We start from the raw sequence: 12,929 nt of genomic DNA on the forward strand, positions 1-12,929 counted from the left end.
CGTCGCAGGTACGGGCCGTGGAACGGCCACAAGCCGACCCCGGTAAGACCGCCACGAGCGGACAACAACGAGGACTGCGAATGACGATTACATCAGTGCCGATGCAGCGTCGTCCGACGGATTGGGTTGAGGACTGGACCCCTCAGGCCGCCTGTCGGAACAGCGAACCGGATGACCTCTTTGTTCAGGGGGCCGCGCAACAGCAGGCGAAGAAGATCTGTCAACGGTGCCCTGTCGTGGCCGAATGCTTGGCGGACGCGCTGGATCACCACACCGAGTTCGGGGTCTGGGGAGGCATGACCGAGCGAGAGCGTCGAGCGATGCTGCGTCGTCACCCTCATGTCCGGTCCTGGCGGGAGATGTTCGAACGCGCCCTCGTCGAAGAGGACCGTTCCGGGATCGGCGAGGACCTCGCATCGGCCTGAACCAGGCCCGCCCCCGACAAGCGAACCGACCTGCCGACTAGCCTGCGGGTCGGTTCTGTCGTGCTAGCGCGGTGCCGATCTCGCGTAGTCCCTGCACGTCGTGAATGTCGTGGCTCGCGGCTGGGACCGTGGCCACCCGCACGCCCGGGTGTCGCTGACCGAATCGGTCGGTCACGCTGCGATGCCGGGCAGCGGTTGTCGCCAGTTCGCTGTGTAGACGGAGTAGCCCTTCGGTGATCTCCTCGGCGCTGGCGCTCTCGGTCGGATCCTCGGGCAGTTCCTGCAGCAGGGCGTCGGCGGCCTGCTCGGCGCTGGCGGCCGTCAGTCCGGCGGTTGCCAACAGATGCACCCGGTTGACCACGACCCCGGTCAGCGGCATGTCATCGGCGCGGAGCCGATCGATGAAGTAACCCGCTTCGCGCAACGCGTCCCGCTCCGGAGTGGCCACGACCAGGAACGCCGTGCCCGGTTGTTGCAGCAAGGCATAGGTCTGATCGGCCCGTTCCCGGAACCCACCGAACATCGTGTCCAGCGCAGCGACGAGCATCTGCACTTCGTGCAACATCTGGGTGCCGAGCAGCTTGGACATCGCGTGCGCGGCTGCGGAGACCCCCACCGAGAGCACCTTGACGTAGGCGCGCCCGCCGGCCTTGGCCGGTGCGAGCAGCAGTCGGATGAAGCGCCCGTCCAGGAATGAACCCAGCCGGGCGGGGGCGTCGAGGAAGTCCAGGGCCGAGCGAGAAGGTGGCGTGTCGACCACGATGAGATCCCAGGCGGGCTCGCCGCCGGGGCCGCGCCGCGCATACAGCTGGCCCAGTTTCTCCATCGCCATGTACTCCTGGGTTCCGGCGAAGGAACTCGACAGCGCTTGGTAGAACGGGTTCGCCAAGATCTGGGCGGCCTTTTCCGGGGTGGTGTGCGCTTGCACCACCTCATCGAAGGTGCGCTTCATGTCCAGCATCATCGCGTCCAGGGAACCCCCGCCCTGGCCCTGCACCTGCGCCACGGCGCGGGGGGTGTTGTCGAGTTCGGTCAACCCCAGCGACTGTGCCAACCGACGCGCCGGGTCGATGGTCAGCACCGCCACCCGGCGTCCGCGTTCGGCGCCCCGCAGCGCCAGCGCCGCAGCCGTGGTCGTCTTGCCCACGCCGCCGGAGCCGCAGCAGACGACGATACGGGTGGCCGGGTTGTCGAGCAGGGCGTCGATGTCCAGGACGGAACCTGCAGCGGACTGGCCCAAGGTCGCGTTACCGGAGGTCGCCGGGGTCGGCGCGCCAGCCCCGCGGGGGCGCCCATTGGTGGGGGTCATGACCACAGCCCCTGCTCGGCCAGATGCTGCGCCAGGACGCGCACCAGGCCCTCATCGGGTTCGCCCCAGACGTGGGGCAGGACGACGATCGGGTGGCCCAATCGGGTCAGCGATTCCAAAGCTCGGTCCTCCACAGCGATGCGCTCCAGGTGTCCGCGGCCCTGCGCGAGTAGCCCCGACACCACGGCCTCGTCAGCGGGCAGGCGATGGCGTTCCAGGACCGCAGCGATGGCGTCGTGATCGACCTGGTCGGTGTGCACCGCCGCAGCAGTGGCCGGGGAGAACACTTCTTCGCGGGCTTGATTGACGATGAGCGCCCCCACCGGTACGCCGATCGCGGAAAGGTCCGCGACGGCGTCGATGGTCTCTTGAACGGGCATCTCCTCCAGCAGGGTCGTCAGATGCACGACGCAGGTCCCCGAACGCAACATCCGGGTGATCGAGTCAGCCTGGCTGCGGATCGGGCCGACCCGCGCCAAGTCTGCGACCTCGCTGTTGACGTTGAGGAAGTGCGCCACCCGGCCCGTGGGCGGAGCATCCAGGACGACCGCGTCGTAGGCCCATTCGGGGGCGCCGGAGGCGGGCCCACCCGAGCTGCGGCCCTGATCCACCTGACGACCCACCGCCTCGTAGACCTTGCCGATGAGCAGGACGTCACGCACCCCGGGGGCGATGGTGGTGGCGAAATCGATGGCGCCGATCTTCTCCAACGCGGCTCCGGCACGCCCGAGCCGGTAGAAGATCGACAGATATTCCAGCAGCGCAGCCTTGGCCTCCACCGCCAAACCCCACACTTCGCCGCCGCCGTGCACTTTCAGCACGAGGCGTTCCTGATCAGGCAGGGGCGGGACATCGAAGGCCTGGCTGATGCCACCGCGGCCCTCGACCTCGGCGATGAGGACTCGACGGCCCAGACTGGCCAGGGTTAGAGCAAGCGCTGCCGCCACGGTGGTCTTGCCGGTCCCGCCCTTGCCCGTGACGACATGCAGTCGCGCGTCGGCCCACGAGGAGGGTGGGAGATTGGTCGCCATGACGAAAGTGTAGGGAAGGGCTCAACGGGCGGCCCACAATCGTCCAACTTCGCTCCGGCGGTTGGGCAAGGAACATCGCCGGGCAGAACGCGCGGCTAGAGTTCACGACATGACCAAATGGGAGTACGTGACTGCGCCGTTGATCGTCCACAACACCAAGGCCATCCTGGACAACTGGGGCGCCGACGGATGGGAGCTCGTCCAGGTCGTGGTGATGCCTGAGGGCGGTCTCGTGGCCTACTTCAAACGTCCGATCGCCTGAGCGCGGAACGGAGTTCGCTATGAGTATGGGTCAAGTTGAGTCTCGGTTGAAGGACATGGGTCTGACGGTGCCGGAGGTGGTGCCGCCGGTCGCGGCCTATGTTCCCGCCGTGGTGGATGGCGCCCGGGTGTACACCTCCGGCCAGCTTCCGATGATCGATGGGGCAATGCCGTACACCGGCAAGGTCGGCGAGGGCGAAGGTATGGTCTCCCCGGAGCAGGCCAAAGAGCTCGCCCGCTATTGCGCCCTGAACGCCATCGCAGCGCTGAAGAGTGTCGTCGGTGACCTGGACAAGATCGAACGAATCGTCAAGGTCGTCGGCTTCGTGGCCGCCGATCCCTCGTTCACCGCAGTCCCCGGCGTCATCAACGGTGCTTCGGAACTGCTCGGTGCCGCCTTCGGCGACAAGGGCGTGCACGCCCGCAGCGCGGTCGGGGTCGCGGTGTTGCCGCTGAACGCCTCGGTGGAGGTCGAACTGATCGCCGCGCTCGCAGACGACTGAATCGAAGAGGTGAAGGGCGTGTCCACCGTCCGACGAACGTTCCCCGTCCCGGAGTCGCTGCGGGAATCCGCGGCGAAGGCCGGCCAGAGCGTTGCCACCCCTCGTCCGGCGGCGACGGTCATGCTGGTGCGAGACATCGGCGCCGAAGGTGAGCGATCGCCGCACGGGGGCACGCCCGAGGCCGAGTCCGGTATCGAGGTCTTCATGCTGCGACGCACCGCCTCGATGGCGTTCGCGCCGCGCATGATGGTCTTTCCGGGCGGTGGGGTCGACCCGCGAGATGCGGACCGGGATCTACCGTGGTGCGGCCCGTCACCGGCGAGTTGGGCTCGTGACCTGGCCACCGAGGATGAGGACCTGGCCCGCGAACTCGTTGTGGCTGCCGCCCGGGAGGTGTTCGAGGAATGCGGGGTGCTGCTGGCCGGTCGAGACGAGAACCATGTGGTGCAGGACCCCTCGGGTCCGCTCTGGCGCCAGACCCGGGCCGCGCTCCTGGCGCGGGAATGGTCCTTCGCCGAGGTGCTCATGCAACGGGACCTGGTGCTGCGTACCGACCTGCTGCGAGCATGGGCGCATTGGGTGACCCCGGAGTTCGAGCCGCGGCGTTACGACACCCGGTTCTTCGCGGCGTTGCTGCCGCAGGGGCAGTCGCCAGATGGAGACACCACCGAAGCCGATGAAGCGGGCTGGTGGGCGCCCGCGGCCTTGTTGCGCGACGCCGAGACCGGGGCCGCGATGCTGCTGCCCCCGACCCGGGTGTGCCTGGAGCAACTGGCGCAGCGTTCCCCGGCGGCGGCGGTACTCGATCAGGCGCCGCAGGTCCGCCGGGTGATGCCGGTACTGGAGGAGTCCCCCAGCGGGCCGGTGCTGGCCTGCGAGGTGCCCTCATGAGTGCGGAGCCGCCGCCGAGCTCGGTGCCGCCGGGGCGCTGGCGGGGCGGCAGCGGCTCGCGCTCGGCTGTGTGCGTGCTGGCTCCCAACCCCTCCCCGATGACGCTGGAGGGCACCAACACCTGGATCATCGGGGCGCCGGACGCACCGGGTTGCGTCGTGATCGACCCCGGGCCCGACCACCCCCAGCATCTGCGCGCCATTCTCGATGAGGTCGGGCAACGCCGGATCGAGGCGGTGCTTCTGACCCACCGCCACCCCGACCACAGGGAGGGTGCGCCGCGCCTTGCCGAGATCGCCGGGGTGCCGGTACGCGCACACGGTCCCGGGGCGGACGAACTTCAGGACGGCGACGTCCTGGAAATGGCCGGCGCGGAGATCGCGGTGCTGGCCACCCCTGGGCACACCAGCGATTCGCTGTGCTTCCTGCTGGCCGATGAGGAGGTGCTGATCACCGGGGACACCATCCTGGGTTGGGGAACGACCATGGTGGCCTGGCCGGACGGGCGACTGGGCGCCTACCTGTCGAGCCTGGATCAGATTTCGGCGCTGACCGGGACCGGCCGCATCACTCGCCTGCTGCCAGCCCACGGCGCGGTGCTCCGCGATGCGCACGCCTCGGTGCGCTACTACCTGGAACACCGCAGCGAACGCCTGGAGCAAGTGCGGCTCGCGCTGCGCGACGGTGCCCAGGACGCCCAGAGCGTGGTGGAAACCGTCTACGCGGATGTGCCGCGCGAATTATGGCCCGCGGCCACGATGAGCGTGCAAGCCCAACTGGCCTATCTGCGCGAAGGGCATTAGCCCGCCGACACAGGCCGCGAAAGCGAACTAGCCAGCGGCGGTGCCGAGTTCGGCGGGAACGAGCCTGGTTCAGCGGCTGCGTCGGTGCAGGCGCTCGACGTCCAGCAGCACTACGGCGCGAGCTTCAAGACGCAACCAGCCACGAGTGGCGAAATCGGCCAAGGCCTTGTTGACGGTTTCTCGGGAGGCCCCGACGAGCTGGGCGAGCTCTTCTTGGGTGAGGTCGTGGGCCACGAGGATGCCCTCTTCAGCCGGGCGACCGAAACGCTGCGACAGATCCAGCAGGGCCTTGGCGACGCGGCCGGGGACGTCGGTGAAGACCAGATCGGCCAGCGAGTCGTTGGTGCGACGCAGTCGGCGGGCCAGGGCGGCGAGCAGACTCTGCGCGACGGCGGGGCGGTCATGGAGGAAAACGCGCAGCGAGTCGTGTCCCAGGCTGATCAGTTCGGAGTCGGCCACGGCGGTGGCGGTCGCGTTGCGGGGACCGGGATCGAACAGGCTCAACTCGCCGAACATCTCGCCCGGGCCGAGGATCGCGACGAGGTTCTCGCGACCGTCCGTGCTGGTGCGGCCGAGTTTCACCTTTCCGGACTGGATGACGTAAAGACGATCCCCCTGCTGGCCCTCTCGAAAGAGCACTTCGCCCCGGTCCAAATGGGTGCTCGCCATGGTCGCTTGTAGCGCGGCCATCTCCTCTTCCTCGAGAGCGGCGAACAGGGGGGCATTTCTCACGGCGTCGTTCTCCACAAGGTCAGTGTGCCAGAGATCACCACGGTCCCAGGGCAGGGTCCGCGCACCGTCTAGGCTGACGGGATGAGTCAAGCCTCAGGGGTGGCACCCAGGTCGGGCGCGGCCAGGGCCGCCGCAGGTGAGGAAACGCCGTTGGCTCGCACTCGCCGGGCCCGCCGGATGTACCGGGTCCTGTGCCAGCGCTACCCGGACGCGCATTGCGAACTCAACTTCACCTCTGCGCTGGAGTTGCTCGTGGCCACAGTGCTGTCCGCCCAGACCACCGACGCCCGGGTCAACCTGGTCACCCCGGTCCTGTTCCAGCGCTACCGAACTGCCGCCGATTACGCCGCCGCCGACCGTGCCGAGCTGGAGACGATCATCGCCTCCACCGGGTTCTATCGGGCCAAGGCGGATTCGCTGCTCAAACTGGGCGCAGCTCTCGTGGAGCGCCACGACGGTCAGGTTCCGCAGCGCATGCAAGACCTGGTCGCCCTGCCCGGGGTGGGTCGCAAAACGGCCAATGTCGTCCTCGGTGACGCCTTCGGCGTGCCCGGGATCACGGTCGATACCCACGTCGGACGCTTGGCCCGCCGCTTCGGCTGGACGCAGGAGAGCGACCCGGTGCGGGTCGAATACGCGGTGGCTGAGCTCATCCCCAAGCGTGAGTGGACGATGCTCTCCCATGTGGTGATCTTCCACGGGCGGCGTACCTGCCATGCCCGACGTCCGGCCTGCGGCGCCTGCTGGGTCGCGCGCTGGTGTCCCTCCTACGGTGAGGGAGAGACCGACCCGAGCGCCGCGCGCAAGCTCGTGAAGGGCCCCATCCCAGTAGAACAACCATGACCGGTCCCCGTTGCCCGGCCCCGCCCCCAAGCCGCCCCCCGTGGCTGGACCGGCTGACCAGCAGCCTGGAGCGCGCCCCGGAGACAGCCTTCGGGATTCGCCCACCGCACAGCAGCGCCGGACGGCACTCCGCCGTGCTCCTGCTCTTCGGTTCCGGCCCGGGGGGAGGCGAGGATGTGGTGCTGACCGAACGCGCCCCCACGATGCGATCCCACGGCGGTCAGATTGCTTTCCCCGGCGGGCGTGTCGATGCCCATGACCAGGGGCCGGTCGCAGCGGCGTTGCGCGAAGCCGCGGAAGAGATCGACCTGGACCCGGTCGGTGTCGAGGTCATCACCACCCTTCCTGAGGCCTACGTACCGGTCTCGGACTCCCGGGTCACTCCGGTGCTGGCGTGGTGGCCGCAGCCCAGCCCGATCCGGGCGCACTCACCCGTGGAGGTGGCGCGCGTCGCGCGGGTGCCGCTCAGCGAACTCATCGACCCGCAGAACCGCTTCGTCGTCACCCACCCGAACGGCTATCGGGGCCCTGGGTTCGAGGTCTGCGACCTGTTTATCTGGGGCTTCACCGCGAAACTGCTCGACGCGGTCCTGGACCTGTCCGGTCTGGACGAGGGGTGGGATCGAACCCGCACCCGTGAGCTGCCGGCCAGGTATGCGGCGCGGCGCGCGCCCAGCCTCGTGGGGCAGGCCCGCTGGTGACTCCCGCTGACGTCCTGGACCTGCTCCTGCTCCTGCTGGTCGTCCTGTACATGTTTGAAGGCGCCCGGCGCGGGTTCCTGCGTACGGCGGCGCTGGCGATCGGGTTCGTCGGTGGTGGTCTGCTGGGATTCACCGTGGTGCCCGGCCTGCTCGGCGGTCGGCTGGCAGGGTTCAGCCCGGTTCTGGCGCTGGTGGTGTTGGCCTCAGTGGTCCTGGTCTTCGCCATGGTCGGGCAGGCGCTGACGATGTTCCTGGCTCGCATGGTGGGACTGGCCTCTTCACCCCGGGTGGGGGCGCTGGACGCCATCGCCGGGGCGCTCATCACCGGCGGGTTGGCGTTGTGCGTCGCCTGGCTCGGTGCCGGCCTGGTGCGGGTTGCCATGCCGGGCGACGTCGCCCGTGTCGTCGGCTCCTCCCGAGTGCTTGCCGCCGTGGATCGGGTCATGCCAGTGAGCAGCGCCGACGTATTGGATCGCGCCCACACCCTCTTCGAGGCCTATGACTTCCCGCGGGTCTTCGAGGGGGTCGGCGCCGAACCGATCAAACCGGTGGAGGCGGCCGACCCTGGCGCCGCGAAGTCCCCGGCCATCCAACGGGCCGGGGGGTCGGTGGTGCGAATCGACGCAACAGCCTCTGCCTGCGGGCGGATGCAGGAGGGCAGCGGTTTCGTCGTCGCGCCCGGCGTCGTGGTCACCAACGCCCATGTGGTCTCCGGCTCTTCACGGGTGGTGATCCGCAAGGACCGGCTGCGCAGCACCGCGACGGTCATCGCCTTCGACCCCGCGCGTGACCTGGCGATCCTCTCGGTGGACACCGGCGACCTGCCGGTCTTGGCGCTGTCCAAGCAAGAGCTGTCCACGGGGGACAACGCCGTGGTTGCCGGCTATCCGCTAGGCGGCCCGATGGTCATCGACTCGGCGCGTACCCGGGAGCGAATCACGGCTCGCGGCCGCGATATCTACGGCCAGGGGGCGGTCGTGCGGGATATCTACGCGCTCCGGGTCCCGATTCAACCGGGCAACTCGGGTGGGCCGTTGCTCACCCCGCAAGGTGACGTGGTGGGCATCGTGTTCGCTCGCTCCCTGGACGATTCCGGGACGGCCTACGCCTTGAGCTTGGCGGAATTGCAACCGGTTCTGGAAGCGGCGCGCGCCGGAGTCGCGGTCAGCGCCGGTTCCTGCGTCGCGTGAGGCTCCCCGCTGAAGGCGAGCGGCGTACCCCGGACGCGTCGAAGGCGCCGGAGTCGAGCTCCGACGCCTTCGAGGAACTGCGGGTGGGTCAGGCCTTGGTTGCGGTGGAGCCCGCACCGCTGGACATCGCACCCGTGCTCGCCGAGCCGGTCCCGCCGCTGAGTGCGGGGCTGGAGGCGGGGTCGGGCAGTTTCTGCTGCGTTGCGGTCGGGATCGTGCCGTCGGTCGCACCATGGGTGACCGGGTCCATCGCGCGGGCCTGAGCCGTGGTCGTGCCGGAGGTGCTGGCCTTGACCGCAGCGATCGACTCCTTGGTGCTGTCGATGGTGCGCTGCGGCTTGCCCTTGATCTTGCTGATGGCGGACTTGCCGATCATCGCCAGGATGCCGGCGATGATGAACAGCGCCACCGTCACGATGAGGTAGGCGAGCCAGTCGGCCAGCCCGGCCGTGATGAGCCCGAGCGCGATCGTGTGCAGCAGGAATCCGAAGCCGAAGAGGGCGAAGAAGCCCGCTCCGGCGAACATGGCCACGCCCTTGCCGGCCTTCTTGGCGTCGACGGAGACCTCGGCCTTGGCCAGGGCGATCTCGTTGCGGATGATGCCCGACAGGTTCTCCGTCGCGTCGGCGACGAGCCGCCCGAGGGTCGGGTCGGCATTGCGCGGCGCGGCAGGATCCTGACGCGGCGGGATGGCGGTGGACATCTGTACCTCCTGTGGGGGCCCACGGGGGACCCGGGTTTCGGTCAGCCCGACGATAGCGAGTCGAGCAGCGGCCAGCGAGCCCGCCACGGTGGCGCGCGCTCTGTGCTCCTGCAGACGTTACCCGTGCCGGGGGCGCAGAAAAAGCACGGAGCGCCACCTCGGCAGACTTTCCTATCGCGCGGTCGAACGTCGGGGGGCCCAACGGTGAGCCGCACACCTACCGGCCGTGAAGGGGTGATGAACACCTGCGTGGGCGGCCAGAAGGTGGCGGTGAGGCGTTGATCGATGCCGCACGCTGGTCGTATGGGGTATGTCGAGGAGCCAGGTCCCATCGCGCTGGCCCACCGCGGTGGCGGCGGGTTAGCCCCGGAGAACACCCTGGCCGCCTTCGCGGCCAGTCACGCATTGGGGTTCCGTTATCTAGAGAGCGATCTGAGGGTCACCGCTGATGGCGAGCTGATCTGTTTCCATGACGCCACGCTCGACAGGGTCACCCAAGGTCGCGGTCCGGTGCACCAGTACCGGATGGCGCAACTGCGTTCCTTGCGGGTGCAAGGGTGCGAGCCCATCGCCACCCTGCAGGAGGCGTTGGAAGCGTTCCCGCACACCTACTTCTGCGTCGACCTCAAGGACGAGCGCGCCATCGCTCCCTTGATCAGTGCGCTGCGCTGCCCGGGGGTGGCTCAGCGGTTGTGTGTGGCCGGGGCGTGGGATGGCTGGCTGGCTGACGTGCGCACCCAGGTGCCGACGGTCGCCACCTCGCTGGGGTGGCAGTCGCTGAGCGTGCTGCTTGCCTGCGCCCGCGCCGGAGTGCGGCCCCCGCGCAGCGTGGCCACCGGCGAATTCGCCCACGTACCTGTCAAGTTGGGCAGCGTTCCGATCTTTGCCGAACGGATCGTGCAGATGGCCCACGACCTGGGGATCCGGATCGTCACCTGGACGGTCGACGAGGCCGAACGCATGCATCAACTGCTCGACGCCGGGGTGGACGCCGTCATCTCGGACCGTCCGGACGTGCTGCGTGAAGTAATGCTCGAGCGCGGGCAGTGGCAATCCATGGGTAGCGCCCGGTCCCGGCCGTCGCCGGAGAGCAGGCCAGCCGCGCTGGGCGCCCCCGCCTCGGCGCTACCGGCGAGCTGAGCGGCTGCGGAACCGAACCCGGGCTGGCTAGCGGGCATGATGGACATGGCACCGGCCTGGCTGCAGCGAAAGGGACACCAGATGGATGAGCTCGCCACACCGAAGATCGGCGTTTTGACCAGCGGCGGTGACGCTCAAGGGATGAACGCAGCCGTGCGGGCCGTGGTCCGCACCGGCATCCACTTCGGTGCCCAGGTTTACGCCATCAACGAAGGCTGGCAGGGCGCGGTCGACGGCGGAACCGGTATCCGGCCGATGGGCTGGGACGACGTGGGCAGCATCCTGCATCGCGGCGGCACCGTCATCGGCACCGCCCGCTGCAATGCGTTCCGGGAGCGCGAAGGGCGCCGCCGCGCCGCCAAGCACCTGATCGAGCACGGTATCGATCGGCTCATCGTCATCGGCGGAGACGGCAGTCTGACCGGGACCAACGAGATCCGCCATGAATGGCCCAGTCTGCTCGCCGAAATGGTCGAGCTGGGTGAGATCACTCAGGAGATGGCTCAGGCACACCCGAGCCTGCTCATCGCCGGGATCGTCGGTTCCATCGACAACGACCTGGTCGGCACCGACACCACTATCGGTACCGACACCGCCCTGCATCGTGTCGTTGACGCGATCGACACCATCGCCAGCACCGCCGCCAGCCATCAGCGCAGCTTCGTCATCGAGGTCATGGGTCGGCACTGCGGCTACCTGCCGCTGTTCGCCGCCATCGCCGGTGGCTGTGACTACGTCTTCATCCCGGAGAACCCGCCGCCGGACGGCTGGGAAGACCAGATGTGTGCGCGTCTGAGAGCCGGGCGCGCTGCGGGGCGGCGCGACAGCATCGTTCTCGTCGCCGAAGGTGCCGCCGACCGGCACGGGAACCCGATTAAGGCCTCCCAGGTCAAGGACCTCATCGCCGACCGGCTCGGGGAAGACACCCGCGAGACGATCCTGGGCCACGTCCAGCGCGGGGGCGCCCCAAGCGCTTACGACAGGTGGATGAGCACTCTGCTGGGGTACGCAGCGGTCCAAGAGGTGCTGGCAGCCACCCCGGAATCGGAATCGAACGTGCTGGGAATCCGGCGCAACCGGATCGCGCAGGTGCCGCTGATGGAGGCGGTGCAGGCCACCCGCTCGGTCGCCGGGATGATCGCCGAGGGCGACTACGAGGGCGCGATGAGCGCTCGCGGTGCCAGCTTCACCGACATGGTCCGCGTCTTCGACCGCATCTCTCAGCCGCCGACCGCCGACGAGCAGGACCGGGCCGGCTCCATGCCGCGGGTGGCGATCGTGCACGGTGGCGGGCTCGCACCGGGCATGAACACCGCCGCGCGGGCCGCGGAACGGCTCGGCATCGCCAAAGGGATGAACATCATCGGCGTCAACGGTGGCTTCCCCGGCCTGCTGGAAGGCGACGTCCGGGAGCTGAGCTGGGGGGACGTCGAAGGTTGGGTCGGTGAGGGCGGCGCTGAGCTGGGCACCCGTCGCACCATCCCCACGGTCGATCAGTTGTACGCGCTCGGACGCTCCATCGAGAAGTTGGAGATCGACGCGCTGCTGGTGATCGGCGGGTACAACGCCTACGAGGCGGTGCACCTCATGGTCAGCGAACGTGACCGGTATCCGGCGTTCAAGCTGCCGATCGTGCTGATCCCGGCCAGCATCGACAACAACCTGCCCTCCTCGGAGCTCTCCATCGGCGCCGACACCGCCCTGAACAGCGCCGTCTCCGCCTTGGACGCGATCAAACAGTCAGCCAGCGCGAGTAAACGGTGCTTCGTGGCCGAGACGATGGGGCGCCGCTGCGGATATCTGGCGCTGATGGCCGGACTGGCCTCCGGGGCCGAACGGGTCTACCTGCACGAGGACGGCATCACCCTGGACCGTCTGTCCGCCGATGTCGCCGACATGATCGAGGCGTTCAAACGCGGCAAGCGGTTGTTCCTGGCCATCCGCAACGAGCGAGCCAGTGAGTTGTACACCACGGACTTCCTCGCGCGACTGTTCGAGGAGGAAGGCGACTCCCTCTTCGATGTACGACAGGCGATTCTCGGACACATCCAACAGGGCGGGAACCCGACACCGTTCGATCGCATCCTCGCCACCCGGTTGAGCAACCACGCCATCGACGCCCTCGCGGAGCAGCTGGCCAACGGCGGGGACGAGGCTCGCACTGTGGGCATCGTGGGTGGGCGGATCGAGTTCGCCCCGGTGGAACGGATGATGGACAAGATCGACCTGCCGAATCGGCGCCCGAAAGACCAGTGGTGGCTGCAGCTTCGACCAGCCGTCCTGGCGGTCTCCCACCGTGACGCCGTCGCCGGTGAGCGCCCGTTGCCGGTGCTGCGGGCCGAGCAGTAAGCACGCCGAAGACGTTCTGCGGGGCACCTCGCCGGCTCCGCAGAACGC

Annotated in this window: 14 protein-coding genes; 10 read left to right on the forward strand and 4 right to left on the reverse strand. The window is 68.7% G+C overall.

Annotated elements, in window-relative coordinates; genetic code table 11:
- Positions 1-80 precede the first annotated feature (80 nt).
- A complete protein-coding gene (locus G9V96_RS11790; protein ID WP_168583196.1) occupies positions 81-425 on the forward strand; it encodes a WhiB family transcriptional regulator in 345 nt (114 codons plus the stop codon).
- A gap of 37 nt (positions 426-462) precedes the next feature.
- Here G9V96_RS11790 and G9V96_RS11795 read toward each other — a convergent pair whose 3' ends face one another.
- Positions 463-1,734, reverse strand: coding sequence for an ArsA family ATPase (locus G9V96_RS11795; RefSeq protein WP_168583197.1), 1,272 nt, complete (start codon positions 1,732-1,734; stop codon positions 463-465).
- Positions 1,731-2,765: an ArsA-related P-loop ATPase gene (locus tag G9V96_RS11800; protein ID WP_168583198.1), complete on the reverse strand. Its 1,035-nt coding sequence runs from the start codon at positions 2,763-2,765 to the stop codon at positions 1,731-1,733. The genes G9V96_RS11795 and G9V96_RS11800 overlap by 4 nt, the downstream gene beginning before the upstream one ends.
- A 109-nt stretch (positions 2,766-2,874) precedes the next feature.
- Here G9V96_RS11800 and G9V96_RS11805 point away from each other — a divergent pair, with 109 nt between their 5' ends.
- From G9V96_RS11805 to G9V96_RS11820, 4 genes are read left to right on the forward strand one after another with little or no spacing between them, the layout of a single operon-like run.
- Positions 2,875-3,027, forward strand: a complete 153-nt coding sequence (locus G9V96_RS11805; RefSeq protein ID WP_168583199.1) for a hypothetical protein — start codon at positions 2,875-2,877, stop codon at positions 3,025-3,027.
- A gap of 25 nt (positions 3,028-3,052) precedes the next feature.
- The gene (locus G9V96_RS11810; protein ID WP_168584011.1) at positions 3,053-3,529 is read left to right on the forward strand and encodes a RidA family protein; all 477 of its coding nucleotides are present in this window, start codon (positions 3,053-3,055) and stop codon (positions 3,527-3,529) included.
- Positions 3,530-3,547: 18 nt separating this feature from the next.
- Entirely contained in the window at positions 3,548-4,420 is an 873-nt protein-coding gene (locus G9V96_RS11815; protein ID WP_168583200.1) for an NUDIX hydrolase, read from the forward strand.
- Positions 4,417-5,223 (forward strand): MBL fold metallo-hydrolase, encoded by an 807-nt coding sequence (locus G9V96_RS11820; protein WP_168583201.1) that lies wholly within the window; start codon positions 4,417-4,419, stop codon positions 5,221-5,223. Before G9V96_RS11815 ends, G9V96_RS11820 begins: the two co-directional genes overlap by 4 nt.
- A 69-nt stretch (positions 5,224-5,292) precedes the next feature.
- Here G9V96_RS11820 and G9V96_RS11825 read toward each other — a convergent pair whose 3' ends face one another.
- Positions 5,293-5,970, reverse strand: a complete 678-nt coding sequence (locus G9V96_RS11825; RefSeq protein ID WP_319643812.1) for a Crp/Fnr family transcriptional regulator — start codon at positions 5,968-5,970, stop codon at positions 5,293-5,295.
- Between the two features lie 66 nt (positions 5,971-6,036).
- Between G9V96_RS11825 and nth the strand changes: the two genes are divergently transcribed.
- The 3 genes from nth to G9V96_RS11840 are packed head-to-tail and all read left to right on the forward strand — an operon-like array spanning position 6,037 to position 8,689.
- Entirely contained in the window at positions 6,037-6,798 is a 762-nt protein-coding gene (nth, locus tag G9V96_RS11830; protein ID WP_168583202.1) for an endonuclease III, read from the forward strand.
- On the forward strand, positions 6,795-7,499 hold the full coding sequence (locus tag G9V96_RS11835; protein WP_168583203.1) for an NUDIX hydrolase: 705 nt from the start codon (positions 6,795-6,797) through the stop codon (positions 7,497-7,499). Before nth ends, G9V96_RS11835 begins: the two co-directional genes overlap by 4 nt.
- Complete coding sequence (locus G9V96_RS11840; protein ID WP_168583204.1) at positions 7,496-8,689, forward strand: MarP family serine protease; 1,194 nt, start codon at positions 7,496-7,498, stop codon at positions 8,687-8,689. Before G9V96_RS11835 ends, G9V96_RS11840 begins: the two co-directional genes overlap by 4 nt.
- Before the next feature lie 88 nt (positions 8,690-8,777).
- Here the strand turns inward: G9V96_RS11840 and G9V96_RS11845 are convergent, their stop codons facing one another.
- Entirely contained in the window at positions 8,778-9,392 is a 615-nt protein-coding gene (locus G9V96_RS11845) for a phage holin family protein (protein ID WP_168583205.1), read from the reverse strand.
- Positions 9,393-9,695: 303 nt separating this feature from the next.
- Here G9V96_RS11845 and G9V96_RS11850 point away from each other — a divergent pair, with 303 nt between their 5' ends.
- Together G9V96_RS11850 and G9V96_RS11855 are read left to right on the forward strand one after the other, a co-directional pair.
- Positions 9,696-10,532 carry a glycerophosphodiester phosphodiesterase family protein gene (locus G9V96_RS11850; RefSeq protein ID WP_168583206.1) on the forward strand — a complete coding sequence of 279 codons (837 nt, stop codon included), beginning with the start codon at positions 9,696-9,698 and terminating at the stop codon, positions 10,530-10,532.
- Between the two features lie 81 nt (positions 10,533-10,613).
- Positions 10,614-12,881: a 6-phosphofructokinase gene (locus G9V96_RS11855; protein WP_168583207.1), complete on the forward strand. Its 2,268-nt coding sequence runs from the start codon at positions 10,614-10,616 to the stop codon at positions 12,879-12,881.
- Positions 12,882-12,929 lie beyond the last annotated feature (48 nt).

Origin of the sequence: Gephyromycinifex aptenodytis, from assembly GCF_012277275.1 — a bacterium.
GTDB lineage: Bacteria > Actinomycetota > Actinomycetes > Actinomycetales > Dermatophilaceae > Gephyromycinifex > Gephyromycinifex aptenodytis.